This is a genomic window from Hoeflea sp. TYP-13, assembly GCF_040932035.1.
GTDB lineage: Bacteria > Pseudomonadota > Alphaproteobacteria > Rhizobiales > Rhizobiaceae > Hoeflea_A.
This window is the reverse complement of the sequence record NZ_JBFRBB010000005.1, coordinates 97,601-121,370: the sequence shown is the minus strand read 5'-3', so window position 1 is coordinate 121,370 and position 23,770 is coordinate 97,601. Positions and strand designations below refer to the sequence as shown.

The 23,770-nt window shown below is 55.2% G+C and carries 20 protein-coding genes; all 20 read left to right on the top strand.

Going from position 1 to position 23,770, the window contains the following annotated elements; genetic code table 11:
* Positions 1-749 precede the first annotated feature (749 nt).
* Entirely contained in the window at positions 750-1,289 is a 540-nt protein-coding gene (locus ABVT35_RS23635; RefSeq protein WP_368469887.1) for a transcription termination/antitermination protein NusG, read from the top strand.
* Positions 1,290-1,590: 301 nt separating this feature from the next.
* On the top strand, positions 1,591-2,604 hold the full coding sequence (locus ABVT35_RS23630; RefSeq protein WP_368470440.1) for an NAD-dependent epimerase/dehydratase family protein: 1,014 nt from the start codon (positions 1,591-1,593) through the stop codon (positions 2,602-2,604).
* A gap of 24 nt (positions 2,605-2,628) precedes the next feature.
* Positions 2,629-3,903 (top strand): Vi polysaccharide biosynthesis UDP-N-acetylglucosamine C-6 dehydrogenase TviB, encoded by a 1,275-nt coding sequence (tviB, locus tag ABVT35_RS23625; protein ID WP_368469885.1) that lies wholly within the window; start codon positions 2,629-2,631, stop codon positions 3,901-3,903.
* Complete coding sequence (locus tag ABVT35_RS23620) at positions 3,900-5,276, top strand: flippase (protein ID WP_368469883.1); 1,377 nt, start codon at positions 3,900-3,902, stop codon at positions 5,274-5,276. Before tviB ends, ABVT35_RS23620 begins: the two co-directional genes overlap by 4 nt.
* The gene (locus ABVT35_RS23615) at positions 5,273-6,148 is read left to right on the top strand and encodes a sulfotransferase (RefSeq protein ID WP_368469881.1); all 876 of its coding nucleotides are present in this window, start codon (positions 5,273-5,275) and stop codon (positions 6,146-6,148) included. Before ABVT35_RS23620 ends, ABVT35_RS23615 begins: the two co-directional genes overlap by 4 nt.
* A 55-nt stretch (positions 6,149-6,203) precedes the next feature.
* Positions 6,204-6,752, top strand: a complete 549-nt coding sequence (locus ABVT35_RS23610) for an acyltransferase (RefSeq protein WP_368469880.1) — start codon at positions 6,204-6,206, stop codon at positions 6,750-6,752.
* Positions 6,749-7,873, top strand: a complete 1,125-nt coding sequence (locus ABVT35_RS23605; RefSeq protein WP_368470438.1) for a glycosyltransferase — start codon at positions 6,749-6,751, stop codon at positions 7,871-7,873. The genes ABVT35_RS23610 and ABVT35_RS23605 overlap by 4 nt, the downstream gene beginning before the upstream one ends.
* Before the next feature lies 1 nt (position 7,874).
* On the top strand, positions 7,875-9,878 hold the full coding sequence (asnB, locus tag ABVT35_RS23600) for an asparagine synthase (glutamine-hydrolyzing) (protein ID WP_368469879.1): 2,004 nt from the start codon (positions 7,875-7,877) through the stop codon (positions 9,876-9,878).
* Between the two features lie 8 nt (positions 9,879-9,886).
* A complete protein-coding gene (locus ABVT35_RS23595) occupies positions 9,887-11,101 on the top strand; it encodes a glycosyltransferase (protein WP_368469878.1) in 1,215 nt (404 codons plus the stop codon).
* The gene (locus ABVT35_RS23590) at positions 11,098-12,186 is read left to right on the top strand and encodes a glycosyltransferase family 4 protein (RefSeq protein ID WP_368469877.1); all 1,089 of its coding nucleotides are present in this window, start codon (positions 11,098-11,100) and stop codon (positions 12,184-12,186) included. Before ABVT35_RS23595 ends, ABVT35_RS23590 begins: the two co-directional genes overlap by 4 nt.
* A gap of 68 nt (positions 12,187-12,254) precedes the next feature.
* The gene (locus tag ABVT35_RS23585) at positions 12,255-13,253 is read left to right on the top strand and encodes an EpsG family protein (protein WP_368469876.1); all 999 of its coding nucleotides are present in this window, start codon (positions 12,255-12,257) and stop codon (positions 13,251-13,253) included.
* 87 nt (positions 13,254-13,340) lie between these two features.
* The gene (locus ABVT35_RS23580) at positions 13,341-14,459 is read left to right on the top strand and encodes a glycosyltransferase family 4 protein (RefSeq protein WP_368469874.1); all 1,119 of its coding nucleotides are present in this window, start codon (positions 13,341-13,343) and stop codon (positions 14,457-14,459) included.
* A 636-nt stretch (positions 14,460-15,095) separates the two neighbouring features.
* Positions 15,096-16,310: a sugar transferase gene (locus tag ABVT35_RS23575; protein ID WP_368469873.1), complete on the top strand. Its 1,215-nt coding sequence runs from the start codon at positions 15,096-15,098 to the stop codon at positions 16,308-16,310.
* Between the two features lie 194 nt (positions 16,311-16,504).
* Positions 16,505-16,999, top strand: coding sequence for a hypothetical protein (locus ABVT35_RS23570; protein WP_368469872.1), 495 nt, complete (start codon positions 16,505-16,507; stop codon positions 16,997-16,999).
* A 112-nt stretch (positions 17,000-17,111) separates the two neighbouring features.
* On the top strand, positions 17,112-17,924 hold the full coding sequence (locus ABVT35_RS23565; protein ID WP_368469870.1) for a tyrosine-protein phosphatase: 813 nt from the start codon (positions 17,112-17,114) through the stop codon (positions 17,922-17,924).
* A 158-nt stretch (positions 17,925-18,082) separates the two neighbouring features.
* Positions 18,083-18,712: a polysaccharide biosynthesis/export family protein gene (locus tag ABVT35_RS23560; RefSeq protein WP_368469867.1), complete on the top strand. Its 630-nt coding sequence runs from the start codon at positions 18,083-18,085 to the stop codon at positions 18,710-18,712.
* Positions 18,713-18,768: 56 nt separating this feature from the next.
* A complete protein-coding gene (locus ABVT35_RS23555) occupies positions 18,769-21,147 on the top strand; it encodes a GumC family protein (protein ID WP_368469865.1) in 2,379 nt (792 codons plus the stop codon).
* The gene (locus tag ABVT35_RS23550) at positions 21,056-22,300 is read left to right on the top strand and encodes a hypothetical protein (protein WP_368469863.1); all 1,245 of its coding nucleotides are present in this window, start codon (positions 21,056-21,058) and stop codon (positions 22,298-22,300) included. The genes ABVT35_RS23555 and ABVT35_RS23550 overlap by 92 nt, the downstream gene beginning before the upstream one ends.
* Positions 22,297-23,643, top strand: coding sequence for an O-antigen ligase family protein (locus ABVT35_RS23545; protein ID WP_368469861.1), 1,347 nt, complete (start codon positions 22,297-22,299; stop codon positions 23,641-23,643). The genes ABVT35_RS23550 and ABVT35_RS23545 overlap by 4 nt, the downstream gene beginning before the upstream one ends.
* On the top strand, positions 23,640-23,768 hold the full coding sequence (locus ABVT35_RS23540) for a hypothetical protein (protein WP_368469859.1): 129 nt from the start codon (positions 23,640-23,642) through the stop codon (positions 23,766-23,768). The genes ABVT35_RS23545 and ABVT35_RS23540 overlap by 4 nt, the downstream gene beginning before the upstream one ends.
* The last annotated feature ends 2 nt before the right edge of the window (positions 23,769-23,770 follow it).

Genomic DNA, 23,770 nt, shown 5'->3' with positions numbered 1-23,770 from the left:
GATGAAAGCCCGCTGACGATAGAGCACGGAAAGCCCCAAAACGGACATGACGACTGGTCTTCCCGCTTGGATTGTAGCGTGAGAACGCCAATTTTTGTGAGACTCATCCCATCTTTGTGCTCGGCTGGAACGCAGCGAAGGCGTGACGAGATGACAGCCGGCATTCTTGTGTTGGAATTATTGCAGCGAACCCGTTTCCGTTGTCATTTGAGGGTCGCCATCGGCGCAAGCACAGCGCTTCGACCGCCTGTGCCGGCCGAAGTTCCACGAACTTGGCGTCGATTCCAAAAATTTTTTGGGTCTTTTTTCAGCTTGTTTCGGGTGTAAATTCTATTACGAAAAATTCGATTGATGTGCGAATTTTCATGTACGCATCGATTATATTATGAAGAAAACTTCACTAATAAAAATCTATTGAAAATTCACGCTGCCGTTGCATGCTCTTACTGGGTCGCATGGATTTTTTTTCCGCAACAAATTTTTCAAACCTTTGACTATTCACATAGGAATACTGGAAGGCAATGGGATTCATTTTGAATTATATAGTAAAATCAAAGGCATGTGAGTCCTCAAAAATCCTGGTGCATATTTTCTGCTTCTTGAACGAACGAACGCTGTGTGTATAAGCTCTCATTCGTTGGGGAAAATTGAGTCGACGTCTAGCGCCTTTCGGCAACCGTTTTGTGCCGAGAGACTACTATAAGTTACAGATAATTTTTGGGCGACATGATAATTGTTGAGGTCATCACATGTGCGCCCAGACGTGTTGTAGCCGGCGTTGGTATGCCGTAAATACCCATCCGAATCGAGAATGTTTCGCAGCAGATCAACTTGAAAATCAGAATTTTCAGGCGTTCGTTCCAAAGCAGCAGAAAACTGTTCGCCATGCCCGCAAAACAGTCAAACGAATAGCATCGTTCTTTCCCGGTTACCTGTTCGTTTCGCTAGACCTGCAGACCGACCGATGGCGGTCGGTCAATGGCACTTTCGGTGTACGCTCCCTGGTCATGCAGGGCGAACGGCCGCTGCCGACACCACACGGAATGGTGGAAAACCTCCGCTCCCTCGTTGATGAATCGGGCTTCGTGCGCCCACCGCAGGATCTGAAGCCTGGCGATGCGATCAGGATAACAAACGGTCCGTTTGCAGAGACATTAGGCAACATCGACAGGCTGGACGGAAAAAACCGCGTCCGGGTTCTGCTCCAGATGTTGCATGGTCGCATCCCAGTGGTTATAGAACGCGAATATATCGTAAAGCGATTCGAACAGCGCCAGTTCGATTCCTGAGGTGGAAAGCAGTCACCTCAGGTGCGGTAGCGTGCGATAGATCTCCAATCTCAATGTTTCTTTTCCAAGACGCGTGCAGCCGCCGGTTTGTGTTTGTTATGTGCAGCGTTATTTGCGGTTTAGCTGTTGTGCTCGGGTTTCAGAGTATTTCGTGTCGCTGCTATTTGCTGCCGAACAAACACAGCGTTGGTCAACGGTTTCACACTTTGGAAGCGGTAATCGCTGCAGGGAAACAAGTCACCATGGACACCCGGATTCACCGGACGGCCTATCGGCAAGATTGGCCGATCGCCAATTGACGATGCGTATCCTGATAACCGGTACGGCCGGCTTCATCGGTTTTCATTTGGCCAGACTATTGCTGAATGAAGGGCACCGTGTGCACGGCTATGACGGAATGACCGATTATTACGACGTCAGCCTTAAGCGGAAGCGCCACGATCTGCTGCTCCAATTCGAGGACTTTAGCGCTAACGAGGGTATGCTGGAGGACGATGATCTGGTCTGGCAGACGGTGAAAACGTTTCAGCCGGATGTAATTGTTCACCTCGCGGCGCAGGCGGGCGTTCGCTACAGTCTCGAGAACCCGCGGGCCTATCTCGACAGCAACGTCATCGGCACCTTCAATGTCATGGAGGCTGCGCGCAGAATGTCTGTCCGGCATCTGTTGATGGCATCTACCTCTTCGGTCTATGGCGCCAATGAGACAATGCCCTTTACCGAAACCGAAAAGGCCGACACACAGCTGACAATCTATGCGGCGACCAAAAAAGCCAATGAAAGCATGGCCCATGCCTATGCACATCTGTGGAACTTGCCGACCACCATGTTTCGTTTTTTTACCGTCTACGGTCCAATGGGCCGACCGGACCTGGCGCTCTTCAAGTTCGTCAGGGCAATTCTCACAGGACAGCCCATCGACGTTTACAACCACGGCGATATGTATCGCGATTTTACCTACGTTGATGACCTTGCGCGCGGAATTCGACTGCTGATCGATGTTGCGCCGCTGAGTCCCGAACACCGGGACGGCGTTGCCATCGAGGGCGACAGTCTTTCCAGTGCCGCGCCATTCCGGATCGTGAATATCGGGAATTCAGCGAAGGTGCGACTGCTGGATTTTATCGAAGCAATCGAAGACAGCCTCGGCATGGAGGCGAAGCGTAACTACATGCCCATGCAAACCGGTGATGTACCGGCAACTTTTGCCGATACGACGTTGCTTCAAAGCTTGACGGGCTATCGTCCGCAAACTGACTACCGTGAGGGGGTCTCCCGGTTTGTTGCCTGGTTCCGTGAATATCACCGAATGTAGAGGGTCGCAGACTTGGCAACGGCTATGCAGCCAGCAACGTTGAAGATCGCGGTGATCGGCCTCGGCTATGTCGGGCTACCCTTGGCGGTCGAATTCGGCAAGATCCGTCCCGTTGTTGGCTTTGACATCAACGAGGCACGCATAGATGAGCTGCGGCGGCAGCGCGACAGCACCAGGGAGGTTACACCAGAAGAACTGGCTGAGGCTTATCATCTCACATTTACCAGTCAATCAGCTGACATTGCCGATTGCTGTATCTACATCATTACGGTGCCCACCCCGATCGATGCGCATAAACGACCGGATCTTCAGTTGTTGATCAAGGCATCGGAAACCGTGGGCCCGATGTTGAAGCCGGGCGACATCGTTATCTACGAGTCTACCGTCTATCCGGGAGCTACGGAGGAGGTATGTGTTCCGGTTCTTGAGCGAACCTCAGGTCTTACATTCAACGAGGACTTTTTCACAGGTTATAGTCCTGAACGCATGAATCCGGGTGACAAGCAACACCGGCTTACGACAATCCAGAAAGTCACTTCAGGCTCGACACCGGAGATTGCAGCTCAAGTGGACGCGCTCTATGCCAGCATCGTCAAGGCCGGCACGTATCTTGCCGAAAGCATTCGCGTCGCCGAGGCCGCCAAAGTGATCGAAAACACACAGCGCGATCTCAATATCGCGCTTATCAACGAGCTGGCAATCATTTTCAACAGGATGGACATCGATACGGAGGCCGTTCTGAAAGCCGCAGGCACGAAGTGGAACTTCCTGCCTTTCAGACCGGGTCTTGTCGGTGGTCATTGTATCGGCGTCGATCCGTACTACCTGACCCACAAGGCTGAGGCCATCGGCTACCATCCGGAAATCATCCTGGCGGGACGGCGGCTCAATGACGGCATGGGAGCTTATGTGGCCAGCCAGATGGTAAAGGCGATGATGAAGCGACGCATTCATGTCAACGGCGCACGGGTACTGATCATGGGACTGACCTTTAAGGAAAACTGCCCCGACCTGAGGAATACCCGCGTTGTCGACGTCATTAGCGAATTGCGGGATTATGGTGTTGTGGTCGATGTACACGATCCCTGGGCCAACGCGCTGGAAGCCCGGCAGGCGTACGGAATAGACCTGGTGGAAGAACCGGAAGCGGGGGTATATGACGGTGTGATCCTTACGGTGGCTCACGCCGCTTTCGGCGAAGGAGGCAAGGCCTGCGCGCGCCGTTTCGGGCGAGAGGGCCATGTGCTTTATGATCTTAAGCATATGATGGCTGCGGACAAGAGTGATCTGAGGCTGTGAGCCTTGACGTAGGCAGCGCAAAAACCGTCCGCTTGCACCGACTGATCGGTTCGGATTCCATCTGGGTCCGGCTGTTACGGGATGGCGGCTGGTCCGTTTTCGTGCGTGTGCTGGCCGTGCTGGCTTCGCTCGCATGTACCGTTACGCTGGCCCGGTTGCTTGGTCCTTCCGAATACGGCATCTACGCGTTTATCCTGGCTGTGGTTTCTATCATTTCCCTGCCGGTTCAGATGGGGCTTCCCACTTTGATCGTGCGCGAAACATCGACCGCTCTCGCAATGGAGGACTGGCCACTCGCACGGGGTGTATGGGTTTGGTCAACCGCAGCGATCCTGGCATGCTCGGTCATTGTTATCGGTTTAATTGTGGCGTGGGCCGGCATCTTTGGCGAAACAATGGAGCCCGGCAGATACCGCGCCCTTCTTTGGAGTTTACCGCTGATTCCGCTTCTTGCTCTCGGAGAAGCGCGCGCGGCGGCGCTTAGGGGACTTCACCGCGTTTTCCTTGGACAGTTCCCGGAAAATGTGCTGCGTCCTTTGATGATCGCCGGCTTTGTGGTGATTGCAGCCGCCGCCGGTTCCCGAATCGTGGGCGCCACTCAGGCACTAGCACTGCACGGTTTGGCAGCCCTGCTGGTCGCTATTTTGGGATCAGTGCTGCTGATAAGGGCGTGTCCGGACGAGTTCCGCGGGAACCGGACAAGGCGCTTCGAAAATAGTCGGTGGCTTCGCGCCATCATACCTTTGTCGATGATCGGCGGTCTGCAATTGATTAATCACTACACCGATCTGCTCATGCTAGGCCTGCTGCGGTCGGATGCCGAAGTCGGTCTTTATCGTGTGGCACTGTCTGCCGCGGGCATCGCCATATTCGGATTGACGGCGGTCAATATTGTCATTCAGCCTTACATCGCCAGGTTCCATGCCCTGTCCGATACTGTCCGGCTGCAAAGGCTGGTGTCGATCGGGTCGGTTGCTTCCATGGGAGCGACATTGCCGGTTTTGATCTTCTTTACGCTCGGCGGAAAGTCGTTTCTGTCGCTGGTGTTTGGGGTGGATTACAGCGTGGCCTTCGTCGCGCTTATCATCTTGTGCCTCGGCCAAAGTGTAAGTGCCTTTTTCGGTCCGGTCGGAAACCTTCTTGCCATGTCCGGTCATGAGCGGGAGAACCTTAAGGGACTTGCCGCGTCGGCCTCGGCGAATGTAGTTCTTAACGCAATTCTCATTCCGCTCCACGGTGCCGAAGGCGCGGCCACAGCAACAGCAGTTTCCGTCGTCCTGTGGAACATCTGTTTCTGGATCAGCGCGCGGCGGCTACTGGGGATAGACAGCACACCGTTCTTTGCGGTTCGCAGATCGATCTCGAAACCATGAGAAAGCCCAATCTCTTTATAGTCGGAGCCCCGAAGTGCGGAACGACGGCCCTGGCGACCTGGCTGTCCGAGCACCCGGAAATATTCGTCTGTCCGACAAAGGAGCCTCACTATTTCAGCTCTGAATTTCGACTGACGCCGTCTCTGCGGGCATACGAACAGCTCTTTGTTGATGCTGGGCCCAGCAGCAAATGGCTATGCGAAGCTTCTGTCTGGCACATGTATTCGCCGTTTGCGGTCCAAAATATCCTTGAATACAACCCATATGCCAAATTCATAGCGATGGTGCGAAATCCCGTCGAAATGGTGCCGTCAATGCACAGGCATCAATGCTACAACAGCGATGAACTTGTAAGCGATCTGAATGCGGCGCTCGATCTCAATGACGAAAGGCTGAATGGGCACACCACCGGCGTCGGATCAGGTTACCCGGCCGATCATCTCGCCTACTTCCATTCATGCGCGCTTGGCTGGCAGCTCCGGCGTCTTGTCGAAACCGTGCCGCAAAACCAGCTTCATGTCATCCTGTTTGACGACCTTAAACAAAATCCTGCTCTGGTTTATCGGAGCGTGCTGTCCTATCTCGGAGCAGCGGAGTTCGATCCTGACAGGTTCGACCGCATCAATGCGGCCAAGGACCGCAGATTCCAGCTGTTGGACCGGGCTGCAAGGAACATTGGCAACTGGAAATCACGCCGGGACATTAAAATCCGCTTCGGGATATTGTCGTCAATCCGCCGGTGGAACCGGAAGGTTGCGCAGGTGCAGGCTTTGCCGGACGCCACCCGCAAACGATTGGCTGATGGCTTTGAAGATGATGTGAATCTCATGCAGTCGCTGCTACGGCGCGATCTCTCCCATTGGATGAACTGAAGTCCTGTCGGCGTTGTCCCACAACCGGTTCGTTGGCGTGAGGCCAATTCGGCGGATGACCGCCGCCGTCGTTGTTTCCGTGAGGGCACTGCGCAGCCTTGCGATACGCTGCTTTATCAAAACACGATTTGAAAACGTCCAGGTCAGGTCTCGCGTCGGCTTTGAAAAGGGTCTTCGATTCTCGGTAACGGACAACGGCGCGCTGAGGATCGGTTCCGATGTCAGGTTCGACCGGAACTCAACCGTCATCGTGCAACACGGCTGTCTTTCTATCGGTGACGGAACCTATATCGGTATCGGATCCGTTATCTGCGCTCATAAGAGAATAGCTATCGGCAAGGGCGTTCTTATTGCGGAGCATGTAAGCATCCGCGACCAAAACCACATCTTTGGCAGAGGCTGTGCGGTGAGCGGAAGCGGTTTCAATTCGGCTCCCGTAGAAATAGAGGACAATGTCTGGATCGGCGCCAAGGCAACGATAACCGCCGGGGTCACAATCGGAGCAAACAGCGTGATCGGCGCCGGCGCAGTGGTTACCTGTAACATTCCGGCAAATTCCGTGGCAGTTGGCATTCCCGCCCGGGTCGCAAGGAGCCTGAAATAGGCGACAAACAGAAAATTGCTATCCTGCTTCCGGATCTCGGGGGCGGTGGCGCGGAACGTGTCAGTCTAGACCTGGCACATGAGTTCACCCGGATGGGGCATCGCGTCGAGTTCGTTGTCATGCATGCGGTTGGGGAATTCCTTGGCGAGGCACAGAGCGCATTTACGATATTCGATCTCCAAGCGAACCGGTTCATGAAAGTGCCTGGTGCGCTTGCCCGGTACCTGCAAAAGAGCAAACCGGATTCGCTGATTGCGGCAATGTGGCCATTGACGGTGATCGCCTCGGTGGCACGTTCAATTACCCGACACCGTTTCACGCTGTTGATTTCGGAGCATTGCGACCTGTCGTCACAATACCGCGAATGGGGAGTCCTTCACCGCCTTGTGCTGCGTGCAAGCATGGCGATGACATACCGCGGCGCCGATGCCAGAGTGGGTGTTTCGCAAGGCGTTGTGGACGACATTGCGCGTTTGGCGTTCATGCAAAAAAACCATTTCCAGGTCATCCATAATCCGGTGGCAGCCCGCACAATTCAGAAGCCGACAGCGCTAGCGGACATTGAAAGGTTGTGGAAAGCGCCGGGGGGCGAACGGATACTGTCGGTTGGCAGTTTTAAGAAGCAAAAAAACCATCCACTGCTGTTGCGCGCTTTTGCCCGGATGCAGCCGCGCCCAAATTCAAGACTGATGTTGCTGGGCAATGGTGACGATGAACCAGATCTGCGTTTGCTGTGCAGCAATCTGGACATCTCGCATCAGGTTATCTTTGCCGGCTTCCACGAAGATGTTAGGCCATTTTACGAGACTGCAGACCTGTTCGTCCTGTCGTCGGATTACGAAGGCTTTGGGAATGTGATCGTCGAGGCGCTGGCCTGCGGCACACCGGTCGTATCCACCAACTGCCCATCCGGTCCGGCCGAGATCCTGGATGGTGGGCGATTTGGAGCTTTGGTCCCGGTTGGGGACGAAGCGGGGTTGGCGAAAGCCATTATCAGCACGCTGTCAACACCATACGATCCGGCGCAACTGCAATTTCGGGCAAAGGCATTTGCCCCTGAAATCGCTGCCGTAAAGTATCTCGGTTTACTTCAGTGCGAACCATCTGCAAACAGGCTCTAATTTGTGCGGACTGGCCGGATTTCTGGATTTTGAGGGCACAGACACCGCTGTGTGCAGACGTGTCGGCCTGGCCATGGCTGATAGCCTGGCCCATCGCGGTCCCGACGCGGAAGGCGTGTGGGTAGAAGATGGCATCTGTCTGGCCCACCGCAGATTGGCGATTCTCGATTTGTCGGAAGCGGGCCAGCAGCCCATGACGTCGGCCTGTGGCCGCTATGTGATCGTATTCAATGGTGAAATCTACAATCACCAGCAACTGCGGAACGAACTTGATGCAGAACGGCCAGGGTATAATTGGCGGGGGCATTCCGACACGGAAACTCTGCTTGCCTGCATAGCACACTGGGGACTCGAACCGGCCCTGAAACGTTCGATCGGGATGTTTGCATTGGCACTTTGGGACCGCCGCTATCGTTCGCTCAGTCTGGCGCGAGACCGCTTCGGCGAAAAGCCCCTCTACTATGGATGGATACGCGGCGCATTTGTCTTCGGATCCGAACTGAAAGCGATCAAGGCGCATCCGGGATTTGAGATGCAAATCTGCCGCGCGGCATTGGCTCGGCTTCTTCAATATACCTATGTGCCTGCACCGTTCAGCATCTGGCGCGGCATATACAAACTCGAACCGGGCTGCACCCTCATACTCAACGGCAGCGTTTCTGCATCGCCTCCCGGCGCGCCGCTGCGGCCCGGAATGCGTTTCGGGAACATGGCGGTCGACCGTTACTGGTCGGTGGCCCAAGCCGCCGCCGTCGGCGCCCGCGGTATGATTTTAGACGAAGCAGAGGGGCTACGCCGACTTGAGTCCGCACTGATGCTTTCGGTCCGCCGACAAATGCTCTCCGACGTGCCGTTGGGTGCATTCCTTTCGGGCGGGGTGGATTCGTCGACCGTCGTGGCCATGATGCAGCAACAGGCCTCCGCCCCGGTTCAAACTTTTACGGTGGGCTATGAGGACGCGGGATACAATGAGGCGCCCCACGCGAGAGCCGTGGCCAGGCATCTTGGCACGAACCATACGGAAGTCGTGGTTACAGATTTTGACGCCAAGGCGGTTATTCCGGATCTTCCGCAACTGTATGATGAACCCTTCGCCGATTCCTCTCAAATCCCGACCCATCTCATCTGCCGGGCAGCGCGCTCGAGCGTGACGGTTGCGCTCAGCGGCGATGCAGGTGACGAGATTTTTGGTGGCTACAATCGGTATTTCTGGGGGCCGCGCGTGTGGAACCGGCTCGCATGGCTGCCATTTCCGGTGAGAAAGATCCTGGGTGCCGGATTCACGTCTATTCCGATCGGATGCTGGGACAGGCTTGGAAAAGACTTTGCCGGATTGCTTCCGGGCCAAGGCGGCATTGCGCATCTTGGAGACAAGGCCCACAAACTTGCCGCCAGGCTGTCGCGTATTCAAAACATCGATGATTTATACCGCAGCCTGATTACAGAATGGTCCGATCCGGCAACCCTTGTATGCGGGTTTGAGGACTGTTCATCCGATCAGGAGGGGCCACTCGACGATCCACTGCCCGGGTGTGTGTCCGACAGTTCGCAAGCCCGCATGATGCTTCGCGATACGGTCACCTACCTGCCGGACGATATATTATGCAAGGTGGACCGGGCCGCCATGGGAGTCGGCCTTGAGACAAGGGTACCTCTCCTCGACCACAATCTGGCTGAGCTCGCCTGGAGACTGCCGATGTCGATGAAGATCAGGGGCAACGAAGGAAAGTGGGCATTGCGCCAAATCCTGTATCGCCACGTGCCACGGGAATTGATTGAACGGCCGAAGGCCGGATTTGCTTTGCCGGTGGGTAAATGGCTCCGCGGGCCGTTGCGGGACTGGGCCGAAACGCTTCTTGATCCTTCCCGCATGAAAGCGGAGGGACATTTGAATCCGGAACCTGTCCAACGGATCTGGAACGAGCATCTTTCCGGAAGGCGGGAATGGACGCCCAGGCTGTGGAGCGTGTTGATGTTCCAGGCATGGCTTGAAGCCCAGCGGTGATTCCGACGTTGTACATAACAAGAAACGGCCTGCTTGAGCCTCTTGGCCAGAGCCAGGTTATGGCTTATCTGCGCGGTCTTTCATCCGAATACCGCGTTACGCTTATCAGTTTCGAGAAGCCGGAGGATGCGGCGAACATAACGGCTATGGCCAAGGCAAGGGCAGATTGCGAAGCACTGGGAATACGCTGGCTGCCGCAGCGTTTTCACTATCGCCCGAAGCTGCTGGCACCTGCCTGGTGCATGATCGTCTTCGTGTTCCTTTGTCTGCGCGAAGTGTGGTGCGGCAATGCGACTCTTATTCATGCACGGTCCTATATTCCGGCGACGGTGGCGCTGCTGGTAAATGGCCTCACCGGGACACCGTTCATATTCGATATGCGTGCGCTCTGGCCTGAAGAGTTGATTACGGCCAGTCGGTTGCGACGCGGTTCGCTGTTACACAAGGCGATCACTGCTGTCGAACGGATGTGCCTTAAACGGGCTGCTGCTGTGATCTCGCTGACCGACGCGGCTGTTGAGCATCTGCATCGGAAATATCCGGCGGAGCTCGAAAATCAGCGCGTCTACGTGATTCCCACCTGCGCAGATCTGGACCGTTTCGTTCCGGTGGAGGAAAACTCCCAAGGCCCGCGCGTTTATGGCTGCCTCGGCACAGTCACAAGCGGTTGGTTTAAAATCGACTGGCTGGCTGCGTTCTTCAATGCAGCCGCGGCGCGTGATCCGGAAGCCCGGTTTCAGATCGTTTCGCGGGACGATGATGCCATCATTCGCTCGGCAATCGGAAACCATGCCGGTTTGCAGGAACGGATTGATATTTTGTCCGCAGCGCCGCATGCCGTTCAGGATGTGGTGCGGTGCCACAGTGTCTCAGTTATGTTTTTTTCAGAAGGGTTAAGCAAACTGGGTAGCAGTCCGACGCGCATGGGAGAAGTACTTGGTTGTGGCCTACCCGTTGTGGCAAATCCGGGCGTCGGCGATATGGCCCGGATTATCAAGGATCATCGCGTGGGTGTGCTTGTCTCGGGGCCGGGTGCAAAGGAGATGGCCGGAGCCCTCGATGAGTTGGATACCCTGCTGTCCGACCCGGACCTTGGAAAGCGCTGCCGCAAGGCGGCCGAAACCCTGTTTTCACTGCAGGGCGGCACGGCGGGCTACAAACGGATATATCGGCAAATTTGCGCAATGAACGCAGGCACCCAATCGCCTGAAGTCATACTATGAAACTGTTGATCCTGTCGCGATATGACGGGCGGGGTGCGTCGAGCCGAATCCGGTTTCTGCAATATATTCCCCACCTGGAACGGGCTGGTTTTGAAGTCGAGGTTGCAAGTTTTTTTGACGCTGCGTATCTCGATTCCATTTATTCCGGACGCGCAGTCCGTTTCAATTCGCTAGGCTATTTCGCGCGTCGCCTGCAACAGATATTGCGCGTGCGTTCGTTTGATGTGATCTGGCTTGAAAAGGAAGCCCTGCCGTGGATACCGTGGCCGGTCGAGCGCCTGTTGTTCCCGGCGAGCGTACCGATCGCCAGCGATTTTGACGATGCAGTATTTCATCGTTACGACATGCACTCCCGCCCCAGCGTGCGCAGGCTATTGGGACAAAAGATCGATAGGGTAATGGCGCATTCCCAGATGGTGTTTGCGGGTAACGACTATCTTGCTGGCCGGGCTCGGTCTGCGGGTGCCAGCCGCGTCGAACTGATTCCGACTGTCATTGACCTCAATGCCTACCCTGTCGAGAGCAAAGCGTCCTGCGATGGCAGATTGCGAGTCGGATGGATAGGGACCCCTGAAACCTGGGACAAGTTTGTTTCACCCATGCAGAACATGATCGGCGAGGTGGCCGCGGAACATAACGCGGTCTTTCGCTGTGTGGGTGCAACCAGCTCAGTCAGTTCACGGCTTCATTTCGAGTTCCTTCCGTGGTCGGAGGAACATGAGGTCTCGATGATACAGGAGATGGATATCGGGATTATGCCGCTGCCCGATACACCCTGGGCGCAAGGCAAATGCGGCTACAAGCTTATTCAATACATGGCCTGCGGAATTCCGGTTGTTGCCTCCCCAGTCGGCGTCAACTCCCGCATTGTCGAACATGGGGTTAACGGCTTTCTTGCCAGTAATGAATCCGATTGGAACATTGCGGTTTCCACATTGTTGGCCAACCCCCAACTTCGTCATGAAATGGGAGCGGCCGGACGAAAAAAAGTTGAGGCGGAATATTCGGTCCAGGTCTACGGGCCGCGGGTTGTTCAGAATCTTCTCGAACTCGCTGAGAGCCGGAACCGGAGCCGATCAGCGTGATTTACGTCGCGGTTTTCAATGTTCTGATTCTGTTGCGTTACGGCTTGATTCGGCTCAACGAGATGCGAATGCGGGTTTACCCTGCGCTGCTAATCGCGTTGTTCGTGTTCAGTGCGTTCCGATTTGAAGTCGGGTGTGACTGGACCGGCTATCTCAACCAGTTTGAATTCCAGCAGTTCCACACATTCAAGGACACGTTGACCACCAGCGAGCCGTTGTGGTGGGCGCTTCTTGCGACCATCAATCAGCTCGGTCTTTCCTATCCGTGGCTGAACGTCGTTTCTTCGGCAATATTTTTTGCCGGCGTTCACGTATTTGCCCGGCGGCAACCCGACCCGGTTGGATTTCTCATTCTGCTCTTTCCTATCCTGATCATCAATATGCCCATGTCGGGTATTCGTCAGGGAGCAGCGATCGGTGTGATATGCGTCGCGTTCACGGCGTTTCTCGACCGGCGTCTGTATCAATTTGTCGGCCTTGTCCTTCTCGCAAGCACATTGCATACCAGCGCGGCGATTTTTCTGCTCCTTGTACCGCTTGCGCGTGGTCGCTACACAAAATCACGGCTTGCGCTTTCGGCTCTGCTGGCGCTCCCGGGCGGTCTTGCGCTGCTCAGCAGGGGCGAGTTTCAGCTGGCGCTGTCACGCTACGTCAATACGGGAATTGACGCAGCCGGCGCCTCCTTCCGAGTTGGACTGCTCGCAATTACCGGCATCTTCTTCTTCAGCATTTTGCGAAGGAAGTGGGAGCGTTGGTTTCCGCACGACTATCCGCTGGTCAGCATCGGGGCGCTCATGATGCTGGCTATCACCGTTCTCATTCCATTGTCGTCCGTTATCAGCGATAGGTTGGGGTATTACCTGGTTCCGCTTCAGGCGATGATCTTTGCGCGAATCCCTTATATGCGTCTGGGCCGGTTCGCGACGGCCTATTCCGTGGCACCCTATATTGGCCTGTCGGCGGTTTTCGCGATCTGGACATCAAAGTCCTGGATCTTCGAGATTTGTTACCTGCCCTACGAGACCTGGCTTTTCGGTTTTCCCGAAAGCACCACAAGTCTGCGCTAAGCCGCAATTGAACACTCTTTAATCCTCCGAGGACAAGTCAGCCTGCGGGTTTGTCCGCAAACAACCCCGGTACGTCCGACAGCGCCCATGCGCATACTTTTAACCGTCAATGCATCGTGGAACATCGTCAATTTCCGTCGCGGGCTGGTCGAGGATCTTCTGCAGTGCGGCCATCAAGTTACGGTCCTGGCGCCACCTGACCATTGTTCGGCAGCCCTGGTCGACATGGGCTGCCGTTTCATTCCGCTCAACATGGACGTCAAAGGCCTGTCTGCCCTGAAGGATCTGCGGCTTTTGCTTGAGTTCCGTCGTGTGTTTCATAGGGAAAATCCGGATGTGATCCTTGGTTTCACAGTCAAAAACAACGTCTTTGGAGCGATGGCGGCACGCCTGCTTGGCATCGCATTCGTGCCCAATGTAACAGGCCTAGGAACCGCTTTTCTTTCGGACGGTCTGCTTCGGACCGTCGCTGAACTGCTCTACCGCGTGGCTTTTCGCAAAGCGCCGGTTGTGTTTTTCCAGAACAGCGATGACCGAGGCATGTTCTTGCAGCGCGGGCTTGTCAAAGAACAGCAGGCGCGGCTCTTGCCCGGTTCCGGTATCGATCTGGAATATTTTTCTCCACTCCCGCCACCGGCATCGCATGGTCTGGTATTTCTCATGATAGCCCGGCTCATAAAGGACAAGGGTCTGCTTGAATTCGTCGAGGCGGCCAGACGGATGAAGCGCGCCTTTCCGCATGCCCGGTTCCAGGTTTTAGGTGCCATCGGAGCGGAAAATCGTGGCGCATTCAGCGCCGAATGCGTTGCCAGCTGGCAACGCGAGGGCATTATCGAACATCTTGGACAAAGTGCGGATGTGCGCCGTCACATCGCGAAGGCAGACTGCGTGGTCCTGCCCTCATACCGGGAAGGTGCGCCCAGAGCGCTCATAGAAGCAGCGGCTATGGCGCGCACCATCATCACAACTGATGTTCCGGGATGCCGCGCTGTGCTGGATGACGGCGTGACGGGTTTTTTGTGCAAAGCCCGCTGCGCAAACAGCCTAGCTGAGGCCTGTGAACGCTTTGCAAACCTCACGCAGGCAGGTCGCGAGGCTATGGGCATGGCCGGGCGAATCAAAATGGAGCGTGAATTCGATCAGGCCTTCGTCATAGATGCATACAATCTGGCACTGGCCGATATCTCGCTGTCCGGACGGAACTGAAGTGGCGTGCCGTCTGCAAATCCGGTTGGAGGCCATGACGGTAACGGGGCGAGGCGGCCGTCCGAAGCCTGAATTGCCGCTATGGCGTTTGGTGGGTGTTGCCGACTCTGTTCCAAGATGACCAAGCCGTCAAATGGAGCGTTTTTTTGTGCTGTGGTGCGTCGGCAACTACGCCGGTTAAAAATTGACGGGTGTGTCTGTTTGGTTATTGCTTTGCCCAATGTCTGCGGGTATAGGTTGGCTGGAGATATGGGGTTGGGAAATTCCATAGGAATACACGGATTTACCGGCGGTGGCAGGGTCACCCCGAGTGCGGTAGCTATCCAAAAACCAATCACATCTTCTGGATTTATGCGGCGACTGCCATTTTCCGGCCGTCTGTCCGAGGTGGCGGTGCGGGCTGCTTCGCAATAGGGTCGGAAACAGACTGTTCGGCGGTCTTCTTTCCGGGATTGACAGGCTTCAGACGCTTCCTTCCGAAACTCCGCACCCACTTCGAATCAACGTACAAAGCCTCTCATAGCATTTGCAGAACCGCGTGAAATGAATTTACATTACGCAACTGCCGTTCGGCCGAAAGCGGGGCTTTGCCCTGGGCTAAGGCGCGCATGCGATACAACACGGTGCCAGCTCGGCATGGGGCTGATCGTCGCATGCATCGCTCCGCTGTCAATGCGCTGGGACATCGGCGTCTCTCGGATGGTTTCGACGCCGTCACAGCTGAACACGCTTGTCGCGACCGCAATCGCCGTCGTTCTGGGATTTTTCGTTGTCCGGCGCCTGACCCGCTATCCTGGTGTCGCAGGCATCTCTTACATACTGCCAACCTTTACCGTTACCTTTGGTCTGGCGCTTGGCATATTTGTATTCCTGCGCCTCGATTATTCCCGTTTCTTCCTGTTCGCCAGTTTTGTAAACGCGCAAATCTGGTTCCACCTGATTTATGTAATCTCACGCAAAACTAGCAAACCGGTATTTGCGGTCGTACCGTTCGGCAACACACCCTGTCTAACGGACATTGGCGATGTGAGCTGGAGGTTCCTGTCGCAGCCGCAACTGGATGGTCCGGCGCCAAACGGGCTGACCGCTGACCTGCGTGCCAATCACGATGACGATTGGGAAGCATTTATCGCCGAAACCGCGATCAGCGGCATTCCGGTTTATCATTACAAGCAGATCAGAGAGACACTGACCGGCCGCGTCGAGATCGAACACCTCTCTGAAAACAATCTCGGTTCGCTGCTGCCCAGTTTTATCTATCTGCGTTTCAAACAGTGGATCGATATTGCCGCGGCGGTTGTCATGTTTCCGGTTCTGTTGCCGCTCTTCTTTCTCATCGGTGTTTGCATCAAGCTCGACAGCAAGGGGCCCGTGTTCTTTCGCCAGGAGAGGATGGGATTTCGAGGCCGCGTATTCCGCGTGTGGAAATTCAGGACCATGACGCATGGTCCGACCACCGGGTCTTTGGATCGCACTAACGCCATAACGCGTGATTCGGATCCAAGGATAACGCGTCTGGGACGGTTGTTGCGCAAGACGCGCCTTGACGAACTTCCGCAGGTCATAAACGTGCTCAATGGTGAAATGAGTTGGATCGGGCCGCGTCCGGAGGCCGTTTCTCTCTCCAGATGGTACGAGGAGGAACTGCCCTTCTACCGTTACCGGCACATTGTCAGACCGGGTATCACGGGCTGGGCGCAGGTCAATCAGGGACACGTGGCCGAGGTCGACGAAGTGCGGTCAAAACTGCACTATGATTTCTACTATATCAAGAACTTCTCCATCTGGCTCGACACCCTGATTGCAATACGAACACTCGCCATAGTTGTTTCCGGGTTTGGCGCCAAGTGAATCCCTATAAAGAGATCCATCAAAAGCATATTTCTTTCAAGTCTTTGTTATTATTAATATATTATAAACAAATTATACCCATTTTGTCAGATACCAGGCACGTTTCGCCCAACCGGTGACTTTGAGAATCGAACCAACATAGATAAGCTAACTTCTACCTCACATTGTTGCATAACCGAAACTGAGAGAGCTACATGTACACGTCAAAGATGATCGCAATAACGTCCGCAGCATTGGTTCTGATGGGCAATTTCGGCATGCCAAGTGCCGCTGCGCAATCCGCCACGGATTGTTCATGTATTATACAAAGTGGCGCAGATGCCCGGTCGGTGGGCGTCATACAAAGCGTGGTCGGGCAGGTGCTTGTTTCGCAGGCCGACGGCTTTTCTCAAGCCAATGCGGGAACCCAGCTGACACCCGGAAGTCGCATGATTGTCGGACCGCAGTCACGGGCCCTCGTCAACATTGGTTCGGGCTGTGAGTTCGGCCTCGTAACCGAGAACCTGGATTTGTCGCTGGAGCCGCAGGACGGCAATATCTGCGTGCGTGTCACGAAAGCTGAGCCCACACCCACGACAGAGCCAACAGAAGCGCAGCAGACAGAAAGAAACGCCAAAGTGGCCGCGGTACTGGCAGGCGTTGGTGCCGGAGCAGCGGTCGGTTTGCTGACGCTGGCGATCTCCGACTAGCGTTTTTAATTCATCAGTTCCGGTTCGCGATACTGGGCCCGCGAATTGCGTGCCTTGAGGATTTGTTTCTTATGGAAGACATTTTTGGCGCACAGTCTCTTTTTGCCGCTGAATGATCGACCTGCACAGCCACATCCTTCCGGCGATCGATGACGGGGCCGGCGACCAGGCCACTTCCCTTGAGATGGCGCGTATGGCGGTCGAAGACGGCATCACCCACATGGCGTGCACTCCGCATATCGTACCGGGCCTGTGGAACAACAACACGACATCGATTACCAATGCCGTTCGATCTCTCCGGATGGTGCTTTCGGCTGAAAAGATCGAACTGGCGCTGCTGACCGGCGCCGATATTCGTGTCATGCCGGATCTGCCTGCTGCTCTCAAAGCGGGCGACACGCCGACGCTTCGCGAATCCAGGTATTTTCTGTTCGAGCCGACACACCAAGTCGTACCACCGCGCATCGAAGATCTCGCACACCGCCTGATCAGGGAGGGGTTTGTCCCGATTGTCACGCACCCCGAGAGGCTGACCTGGCTTCCGAGTCACTACGACATCATTGAGCGGTTGAATGATATCGGTTGCCTTATCCAGATCACGGCCGGTTCGGTGACCGGGGCATTTGGCAAGGCCGCAAAATTCTACGCCGAACAGATGCTCGACGAGGGGCGAGTGGACATACTAGCAACGGATGCGCACAACACGACCACACGGCCTCCGCTTCTGTCAGCGGCACGCGACTGCGTTGCGCAGCGCCTGGGCGAGAAGGAAGCCGTTGCGATGGTGATGGACCGTCCTGCGGCCATTTTATTGAACAAGCCATTGATTCCACAGGGTACGATTCGCAGCCCGGAGACCACGCAGGTGGGTGTCCGGCGTGAGAAAGGCCTCCTGAGCAGGATCTTTAGAGGTGACAAAGGTTGAATCAATTCTTTTGCACTCAATTACGTCGGGCCGGGCGAATATCCTTTTCAATCGCATGCAGTGTTTTGGTCGCTGCATGCGTAGCCAATAACGATGAATTCGACCCACAAGACGGTTCGTATCAGGCGCAAAAGGTGCACGATGGACAGGATGCTGCGGTGGCTGGTGCCAAACAAGGCAATCTGCGTGTCGTGCAGAATTTGCCGCCGCCGCCCTCCAATGAGGATGGCAGTCCACAGCAAATCGCGGCAAATGACGTGCTCGAAGTCGACGTTTTTCAGGTCGATGAATTGGACCGGACCGTTCAAGTCGACACAAGCGGCGACATTTCATTGCCGCTGATCGGCCAGGTCAGGGCGGCAGGCAATTCCGTCAGGGCCCTGGAGCGGCAAATAGAGGATTTATACGGCGCCAAATATCTGCAGAATCCGGAAGTCTCCGTTTTTGTGAAGGAGTCGTTCTATCAAAGGGCGACGGTTGACGGAGAGGTCAACAAGGCCGGCATCTATCCGGTTACTGCCAATTCCTCGCTGATTGGACTGATTTCGCAGGCTGGCGGACTGAAGGACATCGCCGACAGATCCAAAGTCTATGTGTTTCGCGACCACGGCGAGGAAAAACTTGTCGCCAATTTCAGCGTCAAGAAAATCCGCTCGGGCAAAATGCAGGATCCGCGCATCTTTGGCGGCGACGTTATCGTCGTTTTCTCGTCCTCATCCCGGGTCGCGATGAACAATCTGCGTGATGTACTTGGCCTTGCCGGACGTGCAGCGTTGTTTGTTCCCTGATCTAGAATCCACGATGTGGCTTACCAAGGCTCACAAACGAACGGACCGAGGCTTTTATGCTGAATAACGCACCCGGCCCACAGGGTTCCCACCTTCCCGGACGTATGGACGGCCGATACGGTTCGACAGAACTGGCAGCCTATGCGCCCTGGCATCCGGGACTGGGATATGGGCGCGAGATGGAGGAGGAGGAAAGCGGAATCAGTCCGCTTGCGCTTTTCCTTTATCTTCTCAAATATCGCTGGCTGATCGCCATACTGCTTGCTGTAGGTTTGGTTGCCGGCATTATCATGACATGGATGCAGACGCCTAAATACCGATCAACCGCGCAGCTCGAGGTCATGGCGCCTTCGGCCAAGGTTTTCCAGGACCTCGAGGTGATATCCGAATCGTCCGACTTCCGCATGTTCCTGACTGCGCGCGAAAAGCTGAGAAGCAGATCTATCGCGCAGAGGGTCGTGTTCGAGCTTGATCTGGCTGACGACGCCAATTTTTTGATTCCAGCTCCTCATTTTGCGCCTTCCAACCTGTTTGCAAGGGCATTCGGTTACGATCTCAGCGGCGACATCGGTGAATTCAGCGCCGAGGAACGCGAGCAAATGGCCATAAATCGCGTTCGTAACAACCTATCGGTCGAATTGATCAAGAATACCAGCCTGCTGGCAATTACCTTCGAGGATCAAAACCCGCAGCTGGCAAGCAGCATAGCCAATCAGGTTGCAGCCAGCTTCATCAATCAGCGTATCGACCAGACCAGTGAAACATCCGACCTGGCGCGCCAGTTTGTCCAGGAGCAGGTCATCCAGGTCAAGCGAAAGCTGCAGACCTCGGAGCAGGCGCTTGTCGATTATGCCAAAAAGGTCGGTATTACGGTCACCGGCAGTGAGAACTCCCTGATAGCCTCGAATATCGAGGAAATCAACAACGCGCTGTCAAAGGCCATTCAGGAGCGGCTCGACTATGGGCGTCTAGTCGGTCAGATCGAAATTGGGCGTGGCGCAAGTATTCCGCAGGTGCTTGAGAGCGACGGAATTCAGCATCTCAAACAGATGGTCGCGGAGCTCTCAGCCGAATACCAGCAAAAGCTTTCGACCTTCAAACCCGATTTTCCCGATATGAAGCAGTTGCAGGCTCAGATTAGGGAACTGAAGAAACAGATCGATGAAGCAACCCTGGTCGTCACAAGTTCCATCCGCCAGAAATATGACGAAGTCATTGCCAAAGAAGAAGATCTGCGTGCCAAACTCTCCGAACTAGAAGCCGAGCAGGCAACGTTCCAGGACAAAAATATCCAGTACACGATCCTGAAGCGCGAAGTCGATTCCAACAGATTGCAGTACGAGAACCTGATCGGAAAGCTCAATGAAGTCGGTGTTGGTTCCGAATTGAAACGGCAGAATATTGCGATCGTCGATGCGGCAGTTACACCGCGCTCGCCATTTTCCCCTCGTCTGACGGTCAACGTTGCTGCAGCACTCTTGCTGTGTATGGTGCTCGCCGCTGCCATTATCTACATTCTGGAGCTGCTCAACAACACGTTCTCGAACCCGGACCAGATCGAGGATGATCTGAACCTTCCTGTCTTAGGCATCTTGCCGAAGGTCGAGGAGGCCAAGATTTCCGAGCAGCTGTCGGATCAAGCGTCGGCAATGTCGGAGGCCTATCGTTCGCTACGCACCTCGCTCCAATTCACCGGGACGGGCGGCAGTCCGCAGACCCTTCTGGTTACCAGTTCGGAACCTTCCGAGGGCAAGTCCACGACCTCTTTCAAGCTGGCGCAGGATTTCGGTTCACTTGGCATGCGTGTACTGCTGATTGATGCAGATCTTCGCAAACCAGCCCTTCACCGTCTGTTTGCGACCGACAACACAATCGGCCTGTCGAATCTTCTGACCAACACCCTGAACCGGGACGACACCAAAAGGATCTTTCGACAGACGCGCTTTACCAATGTGACGCTTCTGACAGCGGGAACGATTCCGCCCAATCCGGCCGATCTTCTTTCATCGCCGAAAATGGCGATGATCCTGCAGGCGTGCGCTGACCGATACGACATCGTCATCATCGACAGCCCGCCGGTCATGGGCTTGTCGGACGCGCCTATCTTATCGCGTCTTGTCGAAGGTGTGTTGCTCATCGTTGCCGCCAATCAGGTAACCAGAAAATCCGCCGCCGCTGCCGTCAAACGCATCAAGACCGTGGGCGGCCACATGTTTGGCGCAACGCTTTCCAAGTTTGCCGCCAGCTCTTTTGAATATGCCTATTCATACCGCTACATGAATGACCGCTACTACACGCTCAGCGACGAGAATGACAGTTCATCAGACAAATCAGGTGCACGGCGTGGCGAATTCGCAGATGATCCTCTTGAAAAAGCTCGCGGTCGCATGCGTCGGGCTGGCGACTTTTTCCGCCGTCGCCTTTCTGGGGCTTAGCACCCGGTTTCAAAACAGCTCACCGGATTGGGCGCTCACCTTCAATCCGGTGAATTCGCATGCGCGGATCAGGTCGATCGCGGCCGAACTTGATAACCGCGCCGATCCGTCGCAACTCCTTAAGCTGCGCAGGGCTGCCGAAGAAACCATTCGCATCGCATCGATCGATGCCAAAGCCTACAGTCTGTTGGGGGAAGTCTACCGGCTCTACGGCGACGACACGACCGCTGCTGCCCTGTTTGAAACCGCACTTGCTTTATCCAAGACTGATTTTCTGGCCTTAAACCGCAGCTTGCTCTGGGCTGTTGAATCCTCCAACCATGATGAAACGGTGTCCAAAATGGACGTGCTGCTTCGGCGCTGGCCAGATCAGTTCGACACGGTTTCGCCCATCTTGCTGTCACTGTTAAGCAGTCCAGGCGGTTATCAGATCGCCCTGTCAAAACTGCGGGAGATGCCGCCCTGGCGCGATCGGTTTCTGAACTTCCTGAACAGGAACGCTGAAACTCTCACTTTCGCATACAAGCTTCAACTGGATCTGAACGCACAGCAAACAGGAAGGCGAACCCAAGAAATTGGCAGGACTATTTCCGCCCTCATGCGGGCTGGCCGGCGCGAGTTGGCATTTCGTCTCTTCCTGCTCACCCAGTCAGAAGAGGACCGCAGCAACAACGGATATGTATTCAACGGATCGTTTGCGTTGCAACCAAGTGGGCGCCGGTTCGACTGGACGCTGCAAAAGACGCCGGGTGTCGCTTTGGTGCGGCAAAAGGAGCCTGGCGATGATTCATACGCACTGGCAGTTCGTTTTCTGGACAAGCCGGTCAAATTGATCGGCGTCACTCAGGTGGTTCATTTGCCGCCCGGCCAATACCGCCTGTCGGCCCACGTGAGTACAAACCGCCTCAAAATGCCGAAGGGTCTTTACTTCAATCTAACCTGCCTCAACGGCACCGGGGAAATCGCAAGACTGAATGTACCGGACCGGCCGCTGCGCGATGAAATGATCGAAACGCAAGTCAACCAGGCTTCGGGCGACTGCAGGTTTCTCAAATTGGGAATGGGGACCGGCCTTGTCGCGGAAAGTTTCCGGTACCGCTATTCAGGAACATTGTTAATCCACGACATTGCCCTGACGGGCATGGCTCCATGAATGCCGCCGTCGAAACAAATGTAGACAAATACTTGCTGGGCACCGTGCTGATGCTTGCAACGGTTCTCGGAGGTGGTACGGCAGCCGGCCTGTGGACCGACACGATTTTGCAGCTGATAGCGGTAGCCGTTGCCACCTATGTCATTGTCAGAAATATTGAACAGCCGATTGACCGCAGGGTATTCTGGCTGGCGATCTGGATGTTGCTGGCAGTCCTCATTCAATTGCTCCCGATATCATCGGGTCTGATCCGTTCCACGCAAGGCATCCTGCCACCGTTCGACAGCGGTGTGCTTTTCATGCTGGAACCCGCTACCATCTCGCTTGGTCCGGGCCGCACTTTCGAGGTGGCCGCGTATTTCCTGACCAATATATTGTTCCTGATGGCTGTGATGAAACTTCGTTTCGACAGCGCGGTCGGGCTTATTCCGTTTTTTATAGCCGGCGTAATCTGCAACATGACAGCCGGGTTAGTGCAGTATTCGTTCACCGGAGAGGCTGAAATACAGGGTGTTCTGCCCTATGATCTTTCCGCCGGCTTTTTTGCCAACGTAAACCACTTCTCTTCACTGGTGTTCATTTCCATCCCGTTGGCGTTCGCCTATTTCATTGAGATAAGGCGATTTTATCTGCTCGCGGTCTATGTTGCCTGCGCACTGCTGGTTCTGCTCGCTGCCGGATCGATGATGGGCGTGCTGGTCGGCCTGGCAATATCGTTTCTGAGCGTCATCGTGCTGACGCAGCGCAACCGCAATGGCATCATATTGGTTCTGGCTTGCTCTGTGCTCATCGGTATTTACAGTGTTGGCCTGTGGGCGCGGATCCAGGTCGAGACCCGCAATATCGATTTCAGCCGTCTGGAATTTGCGCGCTCAACATTCGAAGGCATAGTAGACAATCTTCCGTTTGGCATCGGCTATGGCAATTTTCCTGTTGGCTACCCGAGTTACGAAAAAAGCAGCACCATTCTACAGAATTACATAAACCATGCGCACAATGAGTATCTGGAACTGATCTTCGAAGGCGGCCTGCTGGCCGTCGCTGCACTTGCTGCCTTTATCGCACTTCTCGGCATCAGGATTTCGGAAACACTCAACTGGCCGCTCCACAAGGCCGTCTCGCTTGCGATCCTGTTCGTGCTCGTCCATTCCGTGGTTGATTATCCCTTGCGAACGCTCGCCGTCGCATTCCCATTCTCCGTGTGCATTGGTCTGCTGTTTCACAGCGGCCCGGAGAAAGTTGACGAGGCCTTGCACCCGGCAAATATGCACACCGAGGATTTAGGGGTTGAGGATGCAGTCATCATCGACCATCAGCCGCAACGGACGAATGTTACGGCATGACCTATTTTCTCCAGCTTGCGCACCGGCTTTGTGAGTTGCAGCCCTATCCCCGCCTCAGTGCATATCTGGAACGCAATCTTGCACGCCCGGTCTTCAAACGCGCCATGGAACGCACAGACGGGTGAGG

Bases quoted from the DNA above. Each gene is read 5' to 3' on its own strand.
- ABVT35_RS23590 (WP_368469877.1), top strand. From the start codon at position 11,098: ATGAAACTGTTGATCCTGTCGCGATATGACGGGCGGGGTGCGTCGAGC.
- ABVT35_RS23580 (WP_368469874.1), top strand. From the start codon at position 13,341: ATGCGCATACTTTTAACCGTCAATGCATCGTGGAACATCGTCAATTTC.
- ABVT35_RS23565 (WP_368469870.1), top strand. From the start codon at position 17,112: ATGATCGACCTGCACAGCCACATCCTTCCGGCGATCGATGACGGGGCC.
- ABVT35_RS23585 (WP_368469876.1), top strand. From the start codon at position 12,255: ATGCGGGTTTACCCTGCGCTGCTAATCGCGTTGTTCGTGTTCAGTGCG.
- ABVT35_RS23540 (WP_368469859.1), top strand. From the start codon at position 23,640: ATGACCTATTTTCTCCAGCTTGCGCACCGGCTTTGTGAGTTGCAGCCC.
- ABVT35_RS23575 (WP_368469873.1), top strand. From the start codon at position 15,096: ATGGGGCTGATCGTCGCATGCATCGCTCCGCTGTCAATGCGCTGGGAC.
- tviB (WP_368469885.1), top strand. From the start codon at position 2,629: ATGCAGCCAGCAACGTTGAAGATCGCGGTGATCGGCCTCGGCTATGTC.
- ABVT35_RS23555 (WP_368469865.1), top strand. From the start codon at position 18,769: ATGCTGAATAACGCACCCGGCCCACAGGGTTCCCACCTTCCCGGACGT.
- ABVT35_RS23630 (WP_368470440.1), top strand. From the start codon at position 1,591: ATGCGTATCCTGATAACCGGTACGGCCGGCTTCATCGGTTTTCATTTG.
- ABVT35_RS23635 (WP_368469887.1), top strand. From the start codon at position 750: ATGTGCGCCCAGACGTGTTGTAGCCGGCGTTGGTATGCCGTAAATACC.
- ABVT35_RS23610 (WP_368469880.1), top strand. From the start codon at position 6,204: ATGACCGCCGCCGTCGTTGTTTCCGTGAGGGCACTGCGCAGCCTTGCG.
- ABVT35_RS23615 (WP_368469881.1), top strand. From the start codon at position 5,273: ATGAGAAAGCCCAATCTCTTTATAGTCGGAGCCCCGAAGTGCGGAACG.
- ABVT35_RS23545 (WP_368469861.1), top strand. From the start codon at position 22,297: ATGAATGCCGCCGTCGAAACAAATGTAGACAAATACTTGCTGGGCACC.
- ABVT35_RS23570 (WP_368469872.1), top strand. From the start codon at position 16,505: ATGTACACGTCAAAGATGATCGCAATAACGTCCGCAGCATTGGTTCTG.